Origin of the sequence: Delftia sp. GW456-R20, from assembly GCF_001622915.1 — a bacterium.
GTDB lineage: Bacteria > Pseudomonadota > Gammaproteobacteria > Burkholderiales > Burkholderiaceae_C > Comamonas > Comamonas acidovorans.
Genome location: NZ_LWCN01000003.1, coordinates 334,110 through 352,915 on the forward strand (window position 1 = coordinate 334,110; position 18,806 = coordinate 352,915).

16 protein-coding genes are annotated in these 18,806 nt (G+C 66.8%); 15 read left to right on the forward strand and 1 reads right to left on the reverse strand.

The window, feature by feature from the left end; translation table 11 throughout:
• Window positions 1-42: 42 nt before the first annotated feature.
• The 14 genes from livG (at window position 43) to A4F85_RS02905 (ending at window position 15,296) form a co-directional block, all read left to right on the forward strand.
• A complete protein-coding gene (gene livG, locus A4F85_RS02845; RefSeq protein ID WP_034394891.1) occupies window positions 43-810 on the forward strand; it encodes a high-affinity branched-chain amino acid ABC transporter ATP-binding protein LivG in 768 nt (255 codons plus the stop codon).
• An 8-nt stretch (window positions 811-818) separates the two neighbouring features.
• Complete coding sequence (locus A4F85_RS02850; RefSeq protein WP_034398706.1) at window positions 819-1,520, forward strand: ABC transporter ATP-binding protein; 702 nt, start codon at window positions 819-821, stop codon at window positions 1,518-1,520.
• Window positions 1,521-1,687: 167 nt separating this feature from the next.
• Window positions 1,688-2,599: a pyridoxine/pyridoxal/pyridoxamine kinase gene (gene pdxK / locus A4F85_RS02855; RefSeq protein ID WP_063325596.1), complete on the forward strand. Its 912-nt coding sequence runs from the start codon at window positions 1,688-1,690 to the stop codon at window positions 2,597-2,599.
• The gene (locus A4F85_RS02860; RefSeq protein WP_063325597.1) at window positions 2,596-3,372 is read left to right on the forward strand and encodes an SDR family NAD(P)-dependent oxidoreductase; all 777 of its coding nucleotides are present in this window, start codon (window positions 2,596-2,598) and stop codon (window positions 3,370-3,372) included. The genes pdxK and A4F85_RS02860 overlap by 4 nt, the downstream gene beginning before the upstream one ends.
• 289 nt (window positions 3,373-3,661) lie before the next feature.
• On the forward strand, window positions 3,662-4,660 hold the full coding sequence (locus tag A4F85_RS02865) for a hypothetical protein (RefSeq protein ID WP_063325598.1): 999 nt from the start codon (window positions 3,662-3,664) through the stop codon (window positions 4,658-4,660).
• Window positions 4,661-4,801: 141 nt separating this feature from the next.
• Window positions 4,802-7,417, forward strand: coding sequence for a DNA ligase D (ligD, locus tag A4F85_RS02870; RefSeq protein WP_063325599.1), 2,616 nt, complete (start codon window positions 4,802-4,804; stop codon window positions 7,415-7,417).
• Between the two features lie 34 nt (window positions 7,418-7,451).
• Complete coding sequence (ku, locus tag A4F85_RS02875; protein WP_063325600.1) at window positions 7,452-8,429, forward strand: non-homologous end joining protein Ku; 978 nt, start codon at window positions 7,452-7,454, stop codon at window positions 8,427-8,429.
• 216 nt (window positions 8,430-8,645) lie between these two features.
• Complete coding sequence (locus A4F85_RS02880) at window positions 8,646-8,855, forward strand: hypothetical protein (RefSeq protein WP_043824693.1); 210 nt, start codon at window positions 8,646-8,648, stop codon at window positions 8,853-8,855.
• Window positions 8,856-9,007: 152 nt separating this feature from the next.
• The gene (locus A4F85_RS02885; RefSeq protein WP_013801927.1) at window positions 9,008-11,095 is read left to right on the forward strand and encodes a catalase; all 2,088 of its coding nucleotides are present in this window, start codon (window positions 9,008-9,010) and stop codon (window positions 11,093-11,095) included.
• Between the two features lie 158 nt (window positions 11,096-11,253).
• Window positions 11,254-11,430 (forward strand): hypothetical protein, encoded by a 177-nt coding sequence (locus A4F85_RS30220; protein WP_156516919.1) that lies wholly within the window; start codon window positions 11,254-11,256, stop codon window positions 11,428-11,430.
• Window positions 11,431-11,504: 74 nt separating this feature from the next.
• Window positions 11,505-12,566: a DNA topoisomerase IB gene (locus A4F85_RS02890; RefSeq protein ID WP_063325601.1), complete on the forward strand. Its 1,062-nt coding sequence runs from the start codon at window positions 11,505-11,507 to the stop codon at window positions 12,564-12,566.
• 132 nt (window positions 12,567-12,698) lie between these two features.
• Window positions 12,699-14,354: a sigma-54-dependent transcriptional regulator gene (locus A4F85_RS02895; protein ID WP_063325602.1), complete on the forward strand. Its 1,656-nt coding sequence runs from the start codon at window positions 12,699-12,701 to the stop codon at window positions 14,352-14,354.
• A 64-nt stretch (window positions 14,355-14,418) separates the two neighbouring features.
• Window positions 14,419-14,946 carry a hypothetical protein gene (locus A4F85_RS02900; protein ID WP_063325603.1) on the forward strand — a complete coding sequence of 176 codons (528 nt, stop codon included), beginning with the start codon at window positions 14,419-14,421 and terminating at the stop codon, window positions 14,944-14,946.
• Window positions 14,947-15,017: 71 nt separating this feature from the next.
• Window positions 15,018-15,296 carry a GlsB/YeaQ/YmgE family stress response membrane protein gene (locus A4F85_RS02905; protein ID WP_012206149.1) on the forward strand — a complete coding sequence of 93 codons (279 nt, stop codon included), beginning with the start codon at window positions 15,018-15,020 and terminating at the stop codon, window positions 15,294-15,296.
• Between the two features lie 18 nt (window positions 15,297-15,314).
• On the opposite strand, the gene A4F85_RS02910 is transcribed toward A4F85_RS02905, so the two are convergent.
• Entirely contained in the window at window positions 15,315-16,898 is a 1,584-nt protein-coding gene (locus A4F85_RS02910) for a hypothetical protein (protein WP_231890426.1), read from the reverse strand.
• Between the two features lie 328 nt (window positions 16,899-17,226).
• On the opposite strand from A4F85_RS02910, the gene rpoN reads away from it, so the two are divergent.
• Entirely contained in the window at window positions 17,227-18,801 is a 1,575-nt protein-coding gene (gene rpoN / locus A4F85_RS02915; protein ID WP_063325605.1) for an RNA polymerase factor sigma-54, read from the forward strand.
• Window positions 18,802-18,806: the final 5 nt, after the last annotated feature.

The window sequence follows — 18,806 nt, forward strand, 5'->3', positions numbered from 1 at the left end:
CACCATGATTTTTGGGACAACAGATAGCAGCAAGGGCCGGCAATGAGCGAGTATTTGCTAGAAGTCAAAGACCTGTGCATGCGCTTCGGCGGCCTGCTGGCCGTGGACCATGTGGGCTTCAACGTGCGCCCGCAGGAAGTGTTTGCCATCATCGGCCCCAACGGCGCCGGCAAGACCACGGTGTTCAACTGCATCAGCGGTTTCTACCAGCCCAGCAGCGGCTCCGTCACGCTGGACGGCAGCGCCATCGAGGGCCGCAGCAGCCACCACGTGGCCAACCACGGCGTGGTGCGCACCTTCCAGAACGTGCGGCTGTTCAAGTCCATGACGGTGCTGGAAAACCTGCTGGTGGCACAGCACCGCAGCTCGGGCGTCAACCTGCTGTCGGGCCTGTTCAACACGGCAAGCTACCGCCGCAGCGAAGAGGAAAAGATCGAGAGCGCCCTGCACTGGCTGGACGTCATGGGCCTGCGCGAGTTCGTCAACCGCGAGGCCGGCAACCTGGCCTACGGCCACCAGCGCCGCCTGGAGATCGCGCGCTGCATGATCACCAAGCCGCGCGTGCTCATGCTCGACGAACCAGCCGCCGGCCTGAACCCGCAGGAGAAGAAGGACCTGCAGGGCTTGATCGACCAGCTGCGCCGCCAGTACGGCATTGCCGTGCTGCTGATCGAGCACGACATGGGCCTGGTCATGGGCGTGTCCGAGCGCATCCTCGTCATGGAGTACGGCAAACCCATCGCCATGGGCCTGCCGGACGCCATCCGCAACGATGAACGGGTCATCAAGGCCTACCTGGGAGAAGCCTGATGCCTGCCATGCTGCAACTGGAGAACATCTCCACCCACTACGGTGCCATCTGCGCGGTCGACAGCGTGAGCCTGCACGTCAACCAGGGCGAAATCGTCTCGCTGATCGGCTCCAACGGCGCCGGCAAGACCTCGCTGCTGATGACGGTGTGCGGCAACCCGCGCGCCAGCTCGGGCCGCATCTCGTTCGAGGGCGAGGACATCACCCAGCTGCCCTCGCACCACATCATGCGCAAGGGCATCGCGGTCTCGCCCGAGGGACGGCGCATCTTCTCGGACCTCACGGTCACGGACAACCTGAAGATGGGCGGATTCTTCCTGGACAAGCCGCAGATCGAGGCCGGCATCGAACATGTGTTCGGCCTCTTCCCGCGCCTGCGTGAGCGCGCCCACCAGCGCGCCGGCACCATGTCGGGCGGCGAGCAGCAGATGCTGGCCATCGGCCGCGCGCTGATGAGCAAGCCCCGCCTGCTGCTGCTGGACGAGCCCACGCTGGGCCTGGCGCCGCTGATCATTGCGCAGATCTTCGAGATCATCCAGACCATCCGCACGGCCGGCGTCACGGTCTTCCTGGTCGAGCAGAACGCCAACCGCGCCCTGCAGATCGCCGACCGCGGCTATGTGCTGGAAACCGGCAAGGTGGTGCTGGAAGACACCGGCGCCAACCTGCTGACCAACGACGCCGTGCGCCGCGCCTACCTGGGCGCCTGACAACGCACAGGCGCCCAGCGCTCCACGGGCCCGCCCTTCGGCGGGCCTTTTTCTTTTCACGCGCAGATCGCACAGTGGTCTGGTCATGCACGGCCGATTGTGGGGTCTGCGGCCTGGGCGCAGGCGTTATAAAACACGTCCCTGCCTCTCATTGCTCCCCCACGCCCATGAACGCCTGCGCCCCCCAAGACATGCTGCAACCCCTGGCCATCGACGTGGTGTCCGTGCAGTCCCAGGTCGTCTACGGCCGCGTTGGCAACAACGTGGCCATGCCCACGCTGCAGGCGCTGGGGCTGGCGGCGGCGGCCGTGCCCACGGTGGTGTTCAGCAACACGCCGCACTATCCCAGCATCCACGGCGGGGCGATTGCCGCCGAGTGGTTTGCGGGCTATCTGCAGGACCTGGGCGCGCGCGGCGGGTTGCGGCAGTTGCAGGCCGTGCTGGCCGGCTACCTGGGCGGGCCGGCCCAGGCCACGCTGCTGGCGGACTGGGTTGCCGGCCTGCTGGCGCAGCGGCCCGGCCTGCGCGTGGTGGTGGACCCGGTGATCGGCGACCACGACAGCGGCATCTATGTGGACCCCGCCATGGTCGAGGCCTACCAGCGCCACCTGCTGCCGCTGGCCGACGGGCTGACACCCAACCATTTCGAGCTGGAGCGGCTGACCGCGCGCCCTGTGCGCGGCATGGACGATGTGGTCCAGGCCGCGCGCAGCCTGCTCAAGGGACGCACGCAGTGGGTGGCCGTGACCAGCGCATCGCCCGAGCTGGACGGCGACCCTGCCCAGCGCATGCGCGTGGCCCTGGTCACGCGCGATGACGTGCATGTGATCACCCACGCGCGGGTGGATGCGGTGCCCAAGGGAACGGGCGATCTGTTCAGTGCCGCGCTCACCGGCCACTGGCTGCAGGGCGCCAGCCTGCACGAGGCGGCCGAGCGTGCCTGCGAACGCATCGTGCAGGCGCTGGAGCGCACCCGGCAGGCGCACAGCGCCGAGCTGCTGCTGCCATCGGACCCTGTCGCCGCCCAGGCAGCGGCCGGGCCGGCAGCACGGGCACAAGCGATACCATCGCCCGCATGAACAATGCATCGCCTCTTCTTTCCCTGACGATTCTTACCGGCGCCTCGCGCGGCATGGGCCTGGCCATGGCCCGGCAACTGCTGGATGCCGGCCATGAACTGGTCACGCTGTCGCGCTCCACCAGCGAAGACCTGGCCCAGGCGGCCGCCACGGCGGGCGCGCCGCTGCAGCAGTGGAGCGTGGACCTGGGCGAGCCCGAGGCCGCGGCCCGCAGGCTGGGCGACTGGCTGGCCGGCCTGGACGCCGCGCGCTACGCCAGCGTCACCCTGATCAACAACGCGGGCGTGATTCCGCAGATTGCGCCGCTGTCGCAGCTGCAGCCCGCCGACATTGCCCAGGCCATGCGCGTGGGGCTGGAGGCGCCCATGCTGCTGACGGCCGCCTTCCTGGCCGCCACCGAGGGCTGGACGGCCGTGCCGCGCAAGGTGCTCAACATTTCTTCGGGCCTGGGCCGGCGCGCCATTGCCTCGCAGGCCTCCTATTGCGCGGCCAAGGCCGGCATGGACCATTTCAGCCGCAGCGTGGCGCTGGACGAGGCGCTCAAGCCCCACGGCGCGCGCATCTGCTCGCTGGCGCCCGGCGTCATCGACACCGACATGCAGGTGCAGCTGCGCAGCGCGGATACCGCCGCCTTCCCCGATGCAGGCAACTTCGCCCAGCTCAAGGAGGGCGGCAAGCTGTCCACGCCCGAGCAGGCGGCAGCGCTGGTGCTGGGCTGGCTGCAGCGTGCCGATTTTGGCGAGCAGGTGGTGGCCGACGTGCGCCAGCCCTGAGCATTTTCCGGATGGCAGCTTCAATGCGGCGATGAATATCCGGCAATGGAAAAGGCATCGCTGCACTGACCTGAATAACCCGAATACCCGCCCTGGAAAATGTTCTGCAAGAATTACCGATTGCAGGCAGCATTTTCCATATCCGGCCTGCGCATTCGCTTGAAAATCGTCATCTGGCAAAGGATGACGTTTTTCATCTACGTTTGCCAGTCCTGCATTTCCAATCCTCCTACAGCGGCGTCTATTGCGACTGGCAAGAATGGGGCACTCAACTCCAAGAAAGTCGGCCATGTCCATTGCCTATTCCGAATCCGCGCCCCTGGCTGAAGCGCCAGTGGTCAACACGGTCGCCACCGTAGATACCTCACGCAGCGGCGTTTCATGGGCCGCGATATTTGCCGGCGCCATGGCGGCGGCATCGCTGTCGCTGCTGCTGTTCATTCTGGGCACGGGCCTGGGCCTGTCGTCGGTGTCGGTATGGTCCGGTGAAGGCCTGGATGCCGGTGCCCTGGGCCTGACGGCCGTGGCCTGGATCGCCTTCACCCAGCTGGCCTCGGCCGGCGTGGGCGGCTATCTGGCCGGGCGGCTGCGCACACGCTGGCAAGGCGTGCACACGGACGAGGTCTACTTCCGCGACACGGCCCACGGCTTTCTGTCCTGGGCACTGGCCACGCTGGCCATGGTGGCCCTGATGGGCGCCGCTGCAGGCGGTGCCGTCTCCGGCGCCTTCAAGGCCGCGCAGACCGTGGCCACCAGCGCCTCCAGCGTGGTGGGCGGCGCGATCGGCGCCGCGGGCGGTGCGGCTGCTGGCGGTGCCGCAGCCATGGCCGGTGCCTCGGGCGCCGATGCCTCGCCCCAGGGCCTGGCCTACTGGACCGGCAGCCTGTTCCGCAATTCCGGCGCTGCTACCTCCACCAGCAATGCCACCCCCGCCGACCTGGCCAGCGCCACCCGCGAGGCCGGCGTGATCTTTGCCCAGTCGCTGCGCACCGGCCAGCTGTCTCCCGCCGACGAGCAATACCTGGCCCAGCTGATTGCGCGCAACTCCGATATGTCCGTGGAAGATGCGCAAAAGAAAGTGCGTAGCACCTTTGATTCCGTGCAAATGCAGATAAAGCAGGCCGAGCAAAAGGCTGAAGAAGCCAAGCAAAAGGCCAAGCAGGCTGCTGAAGAGGCACGCAAGGCCACGGCCCATTCCATGCTCTGGCTGTTTGTTTCGCTGATGCTGGGCGCTTTTGTGGGCAGCTTGTGCGCCACCTGGGGTGGTCGTCAACGCGATGCCTTTTGATAATCCCCGGCACTGAAACCCAATCAATCCAATTCAATCCATTCAACGGAGGCTTGCCATGCGATCCATACTGCTTTTTCTCCTGGGCGTTCCCATTCCCATCATCATTCTGATTGCGCTCATCCACTGACGGATGCCGCCATGCCGGCCACGCGCAGCAAGTCCCAGGCATCCCGCCAGGCCCGCCCCACCAAAGGGGCGGCCAAGGCGGCGACACCCCAGGCCTCGCTCGCGCTGTACCGGCAAAAGCGCGACTTCACGCGCACACCGGAACCTTCGGCAGAACCTTCCAGTGAAGCGATTGCAGGGCAGCCCGGCGCGGGCGCCCTGCAATTCGTCATTCAAAAGCACTGGGCCAGCCACCTGCACTACGACTTTCGGCTGGAGCTGGACGGCAGCATGAAGAGCTGGGCCGTGCCCAAGGGCCCCAGCTACGACCCGGCCGACAAGCGCATGGCCGTCCAGGTGGAAGACCACCCCATGGCCTACAACCGCTTCGAGGGCCAGATTCCACCGGGACAGTACGGCGCGGGCAAGGTCATCATCTGGGACCGTGGCACCTGGCTGCCCGAGGGCGATGCGGCCGAAGGCTATCGCAAGGGCAAGCTCAAGTTCGAACTGCGCGGCCACAAGCTGCAGGGCCGCTGGACCCTGGTGCGCATGCGCGGCAAGGACGATGCCAAAAAGCCCGCCTGGCTGCTGATCAAGGAGCACGACGGCCTGGAACGTGCTGCCAGCGAATTCAACGTGGTCGAGGACATGCCCGACAGCGTGGCCGGCCTTCCCCTGCCCACCGCCACAGCGCCCGTCACCACGCCCGTCGCTACGCACGTCACCGCCCCCATGCCGCAGAGCATGGCCCCGCAACTGGCAACCTTGGTGGACCATGCACCTGCAGATGCCGGGCAATGGATCTTCGAGAGCAAGTTCGACGGCTACCGGCTGCTGGCGCGCATCGAGGACGGCGCCGTTCGCCTTTTCACGCGCAACGGCAAGGACTGGACCACCAAAATGCCCGCCCTGGCCCGCGCCTTTGCCGCACTGCCCCTGCAATCGGGCTGGGTGGATGGCGAGGTGCTGATGCTGGACAGCGACAGCCGCCCTGACTTCCAGGCCCTGCAAAACGCCTTTGACGGCGAGCGCACCGACCACCTGGTGTTCTTCGCGTTCGACCTGCTGTGGAAGGACGGCCAGGACCTGCGGCCCCAGCCCGTGGAGCAGCGCCGCCAGCAGTTGCAGGCGCTGCTGCACAAGGCGCCTTCGGAGCGCCTTCGCTTCAGCGAGGCCTTTGACGCCCCGCCCGCCGACCTGGTGGCCGCCGCCTGCCAGCTGGGCCTGGAGGGCGTGATCGGCAAGCGGCGCGGCAGTGCCTATGCCTCGCGGCGCAGTGCGGACTGGATCAAGCTCAAGTGCGGCCTGCGCCAGGAATTCGTGATCGCGGGCTACACCGATCCCCAGGGCACGCGCACGGGCCTGGGCGCCCTGGTCCTGGCCGTGCATGGCGAGGACGGCCAGCTGCGCGCGGCAGGCAAGGTGGGCACGGGGTTCAACAGGCGCACCCTGGCCGACCTGCGCCAGCGCCTGGAGCGCCTTGCCACCGGCACCTCGCCGCTGGCGGACAGCCGGGGCCTTGGCAGCGGGGTGCACTGGGTGCGCCCCACGCTGCTGGCCGAGGTCTCGTTCGCGCAGTGGACCGAGGACGGCCAGGTCCGCCATGCCGTATTCCAGGGCCTGCGTGCGGACAAGACTGCACGCAGTATTGTCAAAGAGGAGCCACAGCACGTGCCATCGACCGCATCTTCCGCCAGCGCTGCAGCCACGCCGGGCGCTGCAAGAACGCAAACCCGCAATGCCAGGGCGGCGCGACTGCCCGCCTCGATGACCATCACCCATCCCGAGCGGGTCATCGATCCCTCCACCGGCATCACCAAGATGGATCTGGCGCGCTACTACGCCACGGTGGCGCCCTTCATGATCACCCACCTCAAGTCCCGGCCCGTGGCCATGGTGCGGGCGCCGGACGGCATCGAGGGCGAGCTGTTCTTCCAGAAGCACCTCGACCAGGCGCCGCTGCAGGGCATCGCCGCCCTGTCGCCGCAACTGGACCCCGGCCATGCCCCGCTGATGGAGGTGTCCCGGCGCGAAGGCCTGGTGGCGGCGGCGCAGATGAACACCATCGAATGGCACACCTGGAACGCGCGCAAGGACCGCATCGACCGGCCCGACCGCATGACCTTCGACCTGGACCCCGGCGAAGGCGTCCCCTGGCAGCAGGTGCAGGAGGCCGCCAGCCTGCTGCATGTGCTGCTGCAGGAGCTGGAGCTGCCGGCCTTCCTCAAGACCAGCGGCGGCAAGGGCCTGCATGTGGTCGTGCCCATCAAGCGGCTGCTGGACTGGGACACCGTCAAGGCCTTCTCGCAGGCCGTGGTCCAGCACCTGGCCCATGCCGTGCCCCAGCGCTTCGTGGCCAAAAGCGGGCCGCGCAACCGCGTGGGAAAGATTTTTGTGGACTACCTGCGCAACGGCTTCGGCGCCACCACGGCCTGCGCGTGGACGGCCCGGGCGCGGCCGGGCATGGGCATCTCCGTGCCCGTGGCATGGAACGAGCTGGACAGGCTCACGGGCGGCGCGCACTGGACCATTCGCTCGGTAGACCAGCGCCTGCGCCTGGGCAACTCCCCCTGGGAGCACTACGGCACGGCCGCCGTGGGCCTGGGCCGCGCCATGAAGGCGCTGGGCTTCGAGTCGCAGCGCTGAGCACCGTCCTGCAGGAATCGAAGAAAGCACCGCCATGAAGAAAGCCGCCTCCCCCAAATCCAGCCCGTCCACCTCCGCGCGCAGCATGTGGAAGGGTGCCATCAGCTTTGGCCTGGTGCACATTCCCATCGGCCTGTACGCGGCCACGGCCAGCTCGGACATCGACTTCGACTGGCTGGACAAGCGCAACATGCAGCCCGTGGGCTACAAGCGCATCAACAAGGTCACGGGCAAGGAAGTGGCCACGGCCGATATCGTCAAGGGCGTGGAATTCGAGGAGGGCCGCTACGTGGTGCTGAGCGCTGAAGAGATTGCCGCCGCCTTTCCCAAGACCACGCAGACCATCGAGATCGAGGCCTTTGTCGATGCCCAGGACATCCCCTTCATCTACCTGGAACGCCCCTACTACACCGCCCCCCTGCACCGTGGCGAGAAGGTCTACGCCCTGCTGCGCGAGGCCCTGCGCAAGAGCAACAAGGTGGGTGTGGCCAAGGTGGTCATCCAGACCAAGCAGCACCTGGCCATCCTGATCCCCTGCGGCCGGGCGCTGGTGCTGAACCTGCTGCGCTGGGGCGGCGAGATCCGCTCCTTCGAGCAGCTGGACCTGCCGCCACTGGACGCCAAGGCCGCCGGCATCAAGAGCGCCGAGATGACCATGGCCATGGCCCTCATCAAGGACATGAGCCAGGCCTGGGACGCCGACCAGTTCCGCAACTCCTTCAGCGAGGAAATCCACCAGCTCGTGCAGGCCAAGGCGCATGCGGGCGATGTCCAAAACGTGGAAAAACAGGAGACCACACCCGCCGCGCCGGCCAACGCGGCCGTGCTGGACCTGACGGCCCTGCTCAAGAACAGCCTGGGCAAGGGCGCAGGCGGACCATCCGCCACCGCAGCCAAGGAAAAAAATACCGCGTCAACGGTAAAAAATGCAAAGACCCCAGCGTCCAGAAAATCGACAAAATCCACAAAAACCCCGGCCAGGCCCCCTGCAAAACGCCCCACCGCCAAATAACCCCATATTTGGCCTGGCTGCATTTTTTACAAAAGCAATTTCATTATAAGAAACACATCCATTTGTACCGACAAAATGGAACAAAGCTACTCCATAGCAAATTCCAATGCTTTACCAAAAGTAATCTTCCAAATATCCTACAAGCCCGCCATTTTCACGGTCGCACAATGAAATTGCAGTGATGACGGCATCGCTGTTTACTTAAGGAGTACGGAAATGACGCAACAGACCAACAACCCTCAAGGCAACACGGCCAGCAACCAGCAAAACGACAAGAACAAGCAGCAGCAACAGAACAATCCGGGGCAGCAGCAGCAAAGCAATCCCAACAACCCGAACAATCCCAACCAACAGCAGCAACAGAGCAATCCCCAGCGCAACCAACCAGGGGAACAGCAAAAGCAGGGCAGCCATCAGCAGCGTTAAGCTGCCGATAGCGTGAACTGGCAAAGGGCCCCCTGGGCCCTTTTTTTATCTCCAGAGCTTTGCTGACGATGCCCTTTGGTTCAGCCAATCGCCTCTTCCAATAATTATTGCCTCATACAACAGGCCATCCTCTTTCTTTCAAGGAGTAAATCGTGGCTAAGAAATCCCCTGGTGAAAAGAAATCGTCCAAGCAATCCCCCACAGGCCATGGCGGAGAATTACAGCAACAGGCCGACGGACAGCACCCCGGATTGACCACGCAGCAAGGCATTCCGGTTCCTGATAATCAGAACTCTCTCACCGCCTGGGAAAAAGGCCCTACGCTGCTGGAAGATTTCATCCTGCGCGAGAAAATCACGCATTTCGACCATGAGCGCATTCCAGAGCGAATCGTCCATGCACGCGGCACAGGCGCCCACGGTTATTTCCAGCTGACAGATTCGCTGGAGCAATACACCACCGCCAAGGTCCTGACCGAAACCGGCAAGCAAGTGCCGATCTTTGTGCGCTTCTCCACCGTGGCCGGTGGAGCAGGCTCGGTGGACACCCCGCGCGATGTGCGCGGCTTTGCCATCAAGTTCTATACCGAAGAGGGCAACTGGGATCTGGTGGGCAACAACATACCGGTCTTCTTCATCCAGGACGCCATGAAATTCCCCGACCTGGTCCATGCCGTGAAGATGGAACCCGACCGGGGTTTTCCGCAGGCAGCCACTGCGCACGACACGTTCTGGGACTTCATCTCCCTCATGCCCGAGTCCATGCACATGGTCATGTGGATCATGAGCGACCGCACCATCGCACGCAGCCTGCGCATGATCGAGGGCTTTGGCGTGCACAGCTTCCGGCTCGTCAATGCCCAGGGTGAAAGCACCTTCGTGAAGTTCCACTGGCGGCCCGAGCTGGGCATCCAGTCCACGGTCTGGGACGAGGCCCTCAAGCTGCAGGCCGCAGACAACGACTACCACCGCCGCGACCTGTTCGAGGCCATCGAGGCGGGCGACTACCCGGCCTGGGAGCTGTGCGTGCAGCTGTTCTCGCAAGAGCAGGCAGACGCCCTGCCCTACGACCACCTGGACCCCACCAAGCTCATCCCCGAAGAGGAAATTCCGCTGCGCAAGATCGGCCGCTTCGTGCTGGACCGCTGGCCCGACAACTTCTTCGCCGAGACCGAGCAGGTGGCCTTCTGCCCGGCCAATATCCCGCCCGGCATCGATTTCAGCAACGACCCGCTGCTGCAGGGCCGCCTGTTCTCGTACCTGGACACCCAGCTGTCGCGCCTGGGCGGGCCCAACTTCACGCAGCTGCCCATCAACGCGCCCAAATGCCCGTTCGCCCACCACCAGCGCGACGGCCACATGCAGACCGAAGTGCCCAAGGGCCGCGTGGCCTATGAGCCCTCCAGCCTGCAGGCCGACAGCCCGCGCGCCTCGGCAGCCCGCGGCTTGCGGCACTTTGCCCAGCCCGCGCAGGAGGGCGCCAAGGGCCGCATCCGCCCCGAGAGCTTTGCCGACCACTACAGCCAGGCGCGCATGTTCTACCAAAGCCAGAGCGCGCAGGAGCAGGCCCACATCGCCAGCGCCCTGGTGTTCGAGCTGTCCAAGGTACAGACGCCGCATGTGCGCTTGGCCGTGGTCGGCCACCTGCAGGTGATAGACGCCGACCTGGCAAAGCGCGTGGCCGACGGCCTGGGCCTGCCCCAGCTGCCGCCTGCCGCCAAGCCTGCCGTGCCCCCGCAAAAGCTGCCGCCCAGCCCGGCCACGCGCATCATCGACCGCATGAAGCCCACCTTGCAGGGCCGCTGCGTTGCCATCCTGGTGGACGAAGGCTCCAGCGCCCGGCACGTTGCCGCCTTCCACAAGGCGCTGGTGGCGCAAAAGGCCAGCGTGAAGATCATTGCGCCCAAGATCGGCGGCGCCACGCTGGACGACGGCAGCCACCTGCCCGCCGACGGCCAGCTGGCCGGATCGCCATCCGCGCAGTTCGATGCCGTGGTGTCCATCATCACGCTGGAGCGCGGCCAGGCGCTGGCCCATGAGGCAGCCGCGCAGGACTGGTTCCGCGACGCCTTCGGCCACCTCAAGGCCATTGCCGCCTGCAAGGCCACGCAGCACATCATGAAGACGGCCGGCATCACGCCGGACGAGGGCGTGTTTCCCATCGACAAGCCCGAACCCTTCATCGAAGGCGCCAAGAAGCGCTTCTGGGCCCGCGAAGCGAAGCTGAGAACGCTGGCCTGACCCCCGTCCCGGCGTGCGCCACATCATTGCCACCAGATGGCATCGCGCCGGACTTCAACCAACCTTGTACCCGGGCCATTTACCCCGGGTCCAGGCATGGCGCTTGCCATGGCAACACCAAGGCCGGCCCGGCCTGCCACCTACAGGAGCAACTTCCCATGATCACTTCGGTACCTGCACCCCCTGTCACCCCGCCTGTTGCGCCCCCGGTCAACCCGCCGCCCACCGAGCCGCTGGTTCCCCCCGTGGGCGACCCGCCACCGGCCCCTGCACCTTCGCCCTACTCCGACCCGCCCATTGCCCCGCCGCCACCGCCGCCGCAGGGGGTGCACTGAGCTCCGCGCCAGCCAGGGGCAGGGCAGCGAACGCAGACGGCCCCGGCCCTGCCCTGACCTATGTGAACGACCGCATGCCCGGCTGGCGCCGCGTGCGGCGCGGCAAGGGCTTTTCCTACGTGGCACAGGACGGCAAGCCCGTGCGCGATGCCCAGGCGCTGGCGCGCATCCGCAAACTCGCCATTCCACCGGCCTATGTGGATGTCTGGATCTGCCCCGATCCCCAGGGCCACCTGCAGGCCACGGGCCGCGATGCCCGGGGCCGCAAGCAGTACCGCTACCACCCGCAGTGGCAGGAACAGCGCAAGCAGGTCAAGTTCGACCGCATGCGCGCCTTTGGCCGCCACCTGCCCGCCATCCGTCGGGCGGTGGCGCGCGACCTCAAGCCTGGCCGGCCGCAGCTGGACACCGTGGTGGCCGCCATCGTCTGGCTGCTGGACTGCACGGCCCTGCGCATAGGCAATGACGAGTATTCCGAGAGCAATGGCTCCTACGGCCTCACCACGCTCAGAAACCGCCATGCCCAGGTGCACGCGGGTGAGCTGACGCTGAGCTTCAAGGGCAAGAGCGGCGTGCTGCAGCAGGCCCGCGTGTCCGACCGGGCCGTGGCCCGCATCGTCAAGCGCTGCCAGGAGCTGCCGGGCCAGCGGCTGTTCCAGTTCATCGACGATGAAGGCGAAGTCCACCATGTGCGATCCGAGCATGTGAACGACTACATCCGCAGGATTTGCGGCAAGGCTGCGGCCCATGGGGCTGATGCCGGAGATACCTCAGACGGCCCGGATTTCAGCGCCAAGGATTTCCGCACCTGGCATGCCAGCGTGTACGCGCTGGAACTGGCGCTGGAACTTGCGCTGACTGCAGGCAAGGCAGCGTCGCAAGAAGGCGCAGGCACCAGTGCGGCGGCGCTGAACGCTCTGGTCACGCAGGTCGCCCGGCGCCTGGGCAATACCTGTGCGGTTTGCCGCAAGTTCTACATCCATCCCCAGGTGCTGGCCCTGTGCGAGCAACCTGGACAGGACATTCCCACCGCACCGGACAGGCGCCCGCGCGGACTGAGCGCAAAGGAATGCCTGTTCCTGGGGCTGCTGCAGCCCCGCAGCGGCCGGCGCGCCAGCCGCCAGCCGCCTCCCTGATCCCGCCTCCCGCACGCCCGGCAAACACTGTGCCTGTGGACTGACAAAGACGCCCGCATGCTCGCCCTTAAACTGGCAGATCATGAAATTTTGTCAAAACGCGTTGCGGCGAGGACCCCTGGAGGCCATGCAATGAACCACGTGCTGATCGTCGATGACGATGCGGATTCCGCAGCGACCATGCGCGAACTCGTGGGCGTGGACCGCTTCTCGGTCGCCGTGGCCCACACCCTGCGCGACGCGCGCCGGCAGATGGCCATGCAGCCGCCCAGTCTGGTGCTGCTGGACCTGCAACTGCCCGATGGCAACGGCATGGACCTTTTTGGCGACCAGCAGGTGCCGCAGGACTCGCAGATCGTGCTGGTGACAGGCCACGCCAGCCTGGACTCCTCCATCGAGGCCCTGCGCCGCGGCGCCATGGACTATCTGGTCAAGCCCGTGGGCATCGGGCGGCTGGAGGACATTCTTTCGCGCTTTCTGATCCCCACGGCCGGCCTGCCGGAGACGGGCACCAGCACCGTCACGGGCGCGGCCTTCGACCAGATCACCCCGCAAGACAGGCCAGGCGCCACGCCCGGCGCCGGCTACTGCGCGCAGGAAGGGCGCTTTGGCCGGCTGTGGGGCGGCTCGGCCCCCATGCAGCGGCTGTACCAGCAGATGGAGCGCGTGGCGGGTACCTCGGTCACGGTCTTTCTGACGGGCGAAAGCGGCACCGGCAAGGAAGTCGTGGCACAGACCCTGCATGAGCTGAGCCAGCGGCGCAGCCGGCCCTTCCTGGCGGTCAACTGCGGTGCCATTTCTCCGCACCTGATCGAAAGCGAGATCTTTGGCCACGAAAAGGGCAGCTTCACCGGCGCCGACCGCCAGCACCAGGGCTTTTTCGAGCGCGCGGCCACGGGCACGCTGTTTCTGGACGAAATCACGGAAATGTCGATGGAGCTGCAGGTCAAGCTGCTGCGCGTGCTGGAGACCGGGCGCTTCATGCGCGTGGGCTCCACCCAGACGCTGCAGACCGATGTGCGCGTGATCGCCGCCACCAACCGCTGCCCCTACGAGGCCGTGGCCAGCGGCAAGCTGCGCGAAGACCTGCTGTACCGCCTGAACGTCTTCCCCATCGAGCTGCCGCCGCTGCGCGAGCGCCTGACCGACGTTCCGCTGCTTGCGCAGCATTTCATGGAGGCCATCTCCCAGCGCGAGGGCCAGGCCAAGCAATTCACGGCATCGGCCCTCAAGCAGCTTGCGCAATACAGCTGGCCCGGCAATGTGCGCGAGTTGCGCAATGCCGTGCAGCGCGCCTATGTGATGGAGCCCGGCCCGCTGGTGAGCCAGGAATGGCTGCCCCGGCCGCCCGTGGCCATTGCCCAGCAGCCGGCCCCGGTGCATCCGGCCGCCCACGCCCTGCACCTGCCGCAAGTGCCGCAAGTGCCGCAAATGCCACATATGCCGCAGGCGGGGTCCATGCCAATGAGCGCGCCATTGACCGCGCCACTTACAGCGCCATCGAGGACGCCCATCACCCCCACCATCACAGCGCATGCGCCCGCCGACCACGCCCATGCAGCCGCCACCTACGACCTGCCCGACACGGAGCCGGCCACCATACAGCTGCCCATCGGCATGACCATGGCGCAGGCCGAGCGGCTGCTCATCCAGGCCACGCTCAAGCAGTGCAAGTACCAGAAGGAACGCACGGCGGCCGTGCTCGGCATCAGCCTCAAGACCCTGTACAACCGGCTCAGGGACTATGCGGGCGGCAAAAAGGGCGAAACGGACGCCGAGCCCGGCTGACACCCGCCGGCAGGCACGCTGCTTGCCACCTTGCTTTCACCTTCGTGCAACCAAGGACAAGCCCATGGACTCCTCTCCTCCCCGCGCCTACGGTGTCTTCAAGCCCGTGGGCCACATGGTGGTCTCGTTTCCCACAGCTGCGCAGGCCGATGACGGCGTGGCCGCGCTGCAGGCGCTGGACCTGCCCGCCCAGGACATCCAGCGCTATACCGACCGGGAAATGCTGGCCCAGATCGATGAAGACCTGCGCCAGGCCAGCCCCGTTGCCGCCGTGGGCCAGGAGCTCAACCTGGTCAAGGCCCACCAGGCCCTGGCCGAACGCGGCTACCACTGGCTGGTGGTGCGCGTGGACAACGACGAGGCCGCACGCACGGCCGCCGATGCCCTGAAGGCCGCCGGCGCCGAGCGCGCCCAACTGTATGGCCGCTTCATCATCGAGGAATTGATAGAGCACGCCGCCGACCTGCCCCAGGTCAGCGAGTCGCCCGACCGGGGCCTGGATGCCCAGACGCCTTCGGGCCATGAGGCGGAGCGTGCAGAGATTCGCCCTACCTCGGACCAGGACACCGCCCCTGACAAGCCAAGGCTCTGAACGGCCTGCAGGAGCCAGGCACGCCGATTGCCCTTGACAACCAACCGTAACTTTTTTTCAAGGGCAATGGCATGGACTTCCTCATCTGGCTGATGGTGGGTGGCCTGGTCGGCTGGATTACCAGCATGGTCACGAACACCCAGGCCGAGCAAGGCATTTTGCTCAACGTGGTCATAGGCGCCATTGGCGCACTGCTGGGCGGCTGGCTGCTGGCGCCGCTGCTGGGGCCTTCGGCCATGAATGCGCAGACGGAGGCGCCGGCCACCTCCATGTCCATCTTCGTCTCTCTGGCCTGCGCCGTTGCGCTGCTGGCCATCTTCAACCTGTGCAAGCCGAGCGTGCCGCGCTGAAAGCGGCCAGGCAGCCTGTCAGTCCAGCCTTTGCGCCAGACAGTCCTGCGCCGCCATGGCCACGCGCGGCAGCACCAGTGAGACCGCCAGGCAGCGGCCTTCCTCACCCTCGGCCCGCACCACGCCGCCGCGCTCCAGGCACAGGCGGCGCGCCAGGCGCAGGCCGCAGGTGGCGTCCGCATCGGCATCGTTCAATGGAGTGAAGACAGGCGGCGGGTCCTGCCTTTCCACACGTTCCAGCCGTGGCGCGCCCGCCTCGCCGGTGCCGGTGTTGGCCGCGCCCGCCCCGTGGGCCAGGGCCTCGATGCGGATCTCCACCAGCGCATTCCCTCGAGAAGCTGCGGCCTGGTCCTGATCCTGGTTCTGATCCTCGGACAGGGGCCGGGCGGCCATGTGCACCTGCGCGCCATCGGTCATCGCTTCGCGGATGGCGAGAAAAATGCTGATCAGCGCCAGTTCCAGCTCGTCCGGGTCCACGTGCACGCCCAATCGCGGCGCCGGCTGGCCGGGCTGACTGGCCTCGGCAGGCTCCGCCACCTCCAGCGCCATGCGCTTGCCCAGGACCACGGCCAGCGTGCCCTGCAGGCCGGGCAGCCAGCGGTACAGGTCCACCACCAGCGCATGCGTGCAATGGTGCGCCCCAAAACGCAGCAGTTGCTGCGTGAGGCGGCTGGCCGTGTCCACCGAGCGCAGCATGGCCTGGGCAGGCAGGCTCAGCGCCGGGTCCTCGGAGCGCCGCTCTATCAGATAGGCGCTGTTGCTCAGAATGCCCAGCTGGTTGTTGAACTCATGGGAAAACCGGCCTGCCAGCCGCCCCACCACCTGCAGGCGTTCGCTCTGGAGACGGGCAGCGGCCTCTTCGAGGCCGGCAGCGTCCACCGCAGCGCCATTGGGCCGGCCGGCATCACCGCCGCCCTGGCCCTGGCCATGGTCTTGCGCATTGCCGCCCATTGCCGGCAACACCAGGGCCGCGCTGCCCCGCAGCGCCAGCCGCGCCAATCCCAGGCCCGCCACCGCAAACAAAACGATGGCCACCCAGAGCACCCCCTTCAGGGGCCGGGAGCATGCGGGGTCCAGCGCAGAACAGGGGACCCAGCTCACCCAGGTCCAGCCCTGGGCGGACTTGCTGAAGAAGGCCCGCAGCGGCCCGCCCTGCGCATCTGGCAGATCCAGCCAGCCCTGCGAAGCGTCCTGCCCTGCGCCCTGCCCTGCGCTTTGCTCTGCGCCTTGCCCCGCACTTTTCACGCCGGGCGCAGCCTGCGCCAGGCTGGCCGCCAGCCGTTCGCTGAAATCGGCGGGCAAGGCAGGCAGGTCGGCTGCCGCGCCGGGCCCGGCCGGCAGGGCGCGGCCTGTGCTGTCCACCAGAAAGCCGGGCCAGCCGGAGTCCAGCAAGGGCCGCAAGGCCGCCAGCACCTGGTCGGCGCCGGCCGTGCGCGGCTCCTTGTCCAGCAGACGGGCCACGGCCATGCTGCTGACGCGCGCGGCCTGCTCCTGCGCCGCATGCTCGGATTGGTAGGCGCGCAACAGCAGCCAGGACGAGGCCGCCAGTACAAAGACCAGCAAGGCCAGCAGCAGCAGGACCAACCTCAGGCGTATGGACATGGGATCTTCGGGCAGGGCATCACGCGGCGCCTCCCGTGGAACGGAATTCTGGGCCCCCGGGGGCGGGACCGTGTGGAAGCTGGTGGACTGGTACATGGCAAAGTTTGCAGAAAACCTTGCGCCCAAACGGCAATTTCTGCCGTGGACGCCATGACCGGCCCCGCTGTTCCAGAACCGATCCCCCGCAGCGGCGGCAAAACCCTGGGCCCCGTGCCGCCTGCGCAGGGAGACCACAGCAGGTTTCGTGCCCAAAGTGTATCCAGACGATTCGCCGCCCGCATGGCGGCATGGAGCTTGCGTCTTCGGGTCATCGCACCAAGGAGATGAAATGGGTTCCATGCACCTCAGGGCGGACATACGCCAGTCCCAGACGCTTTCTCCCCGCCTGCAGCTTGCAGTGCGGATGCTGCAGATGTCCTCGCTGGACTTTGCCGCCGTGGTGCGCAGCAAGCTGGAGGACAACCCGTTCCTGGAAGACCCGCAGGATGCGCAGTACGGCGAGTACGAACAGGGGCTGCTCGACGGCAAGGAGCTGGGTGAAGAGGGCCGGGAAGGCGGCATGGGCAGGCTGGCCCCGGAGGCAGGCCTGGCCCCGGACACCGGCATGGATGACGGCATCGGTTTCGGCATCGGCATGGGCATCGGTCTGGACATGGACCGCGATCTCCCCGGCATGCAGCACCCGCCCGACCCGGCCGACCACCTGCCCGGCCCCGCCACCGAACCCGCCGACGACCGCGACCTGTGGCTGGCCGATATGCATACGGGCTCGCGCCAGGGGGTAGATGGAGAAGGCACGGCCATGGATCTGGCGGCCTGCGAGACCACGCTGGCCATGCACCTGCACGGCCAGCTCAATGTGATGGCGATGACGCCGCGCGACCTGTGCATGGCCCGCGCCATCGTGGAGTCGCTGGACGACGACGGCTATCTGCGCACCGAGCTGCAGGAACTGGCCGGCCTGCTGGCCCTCAGCCCCTCACCTGACGCGCAGGAAATGCTCATTGCCCTGCGCTTGGTGCAATCGCTGGACCCGGCCGGCGTGGCGGCCCGCAGCGTGGGCGAATGCCTGTTGCTGCAATGCCCGCAGATCGGCGATGCCCACCTGCGCCAGCTGGCCCAGGCCATGGTGCAGGACCACATGGATGCGCTGGCCGCCCGCGACGTGCCCCGGCTGGCCCGGGCGCTGCAGGTGCCGCCCGCGCAGATCACGCAGGCGCTGGACTGCATACGTCGGCTGAACCCCAGGCCGGGCTGGAACTTCGGCTCCTCCCACGTGGACTACATCGTTCCCGACGTGATCGTGCGCCGGGGCCAGAACGGCTGGAACGTGCACCTCAACCCCGCGGTCGTGCCGCGCGTGCGCCTGAACCGCGTCTACGAGCAGCTGTTTCAGCGCCACCGCCGCAGCGGCCAGAACCAACTGGCCGACCACCTGCAGGATGCGCGCTGGACGGTGCGCAACGTGGAGCAGCGCTTTTCCACCATCCTCGACGTGGCGCAGGCCATCGTGCGCAAGCAGCAGCTGTTCCTGGAGTTCGGTGCCATGGCCATGAAGCCGCTGGTGCTGCGCGAGATTGCCGAGGAAGTGGGCGTGCACGAGTCCACCGTCTCGCGCGTGACCAACAACAAATACATGGCCACGCCCACGGGCGTGTTCGAGCTCAAGCATTTCTTCTCGCGCCCCATGCTCAGCGCCAGCGGCAATGCCTGCTCGGCCACGGCCATCCGCGAGTTGATCGGCGACATCATCGCGGCCGAGTCCGATGCCCGGCCGCTGTCGGATGTTGAAATCGCACGCCAGCTCGGTGCCCAGGGCCTGGTCGTGGCGCGCCGCACCGTCACCAAGTACCGCCAGCTGCTGCGCATAGAACCGGCCGACCGGCGCAGGCGCCACGCCTGAAACCT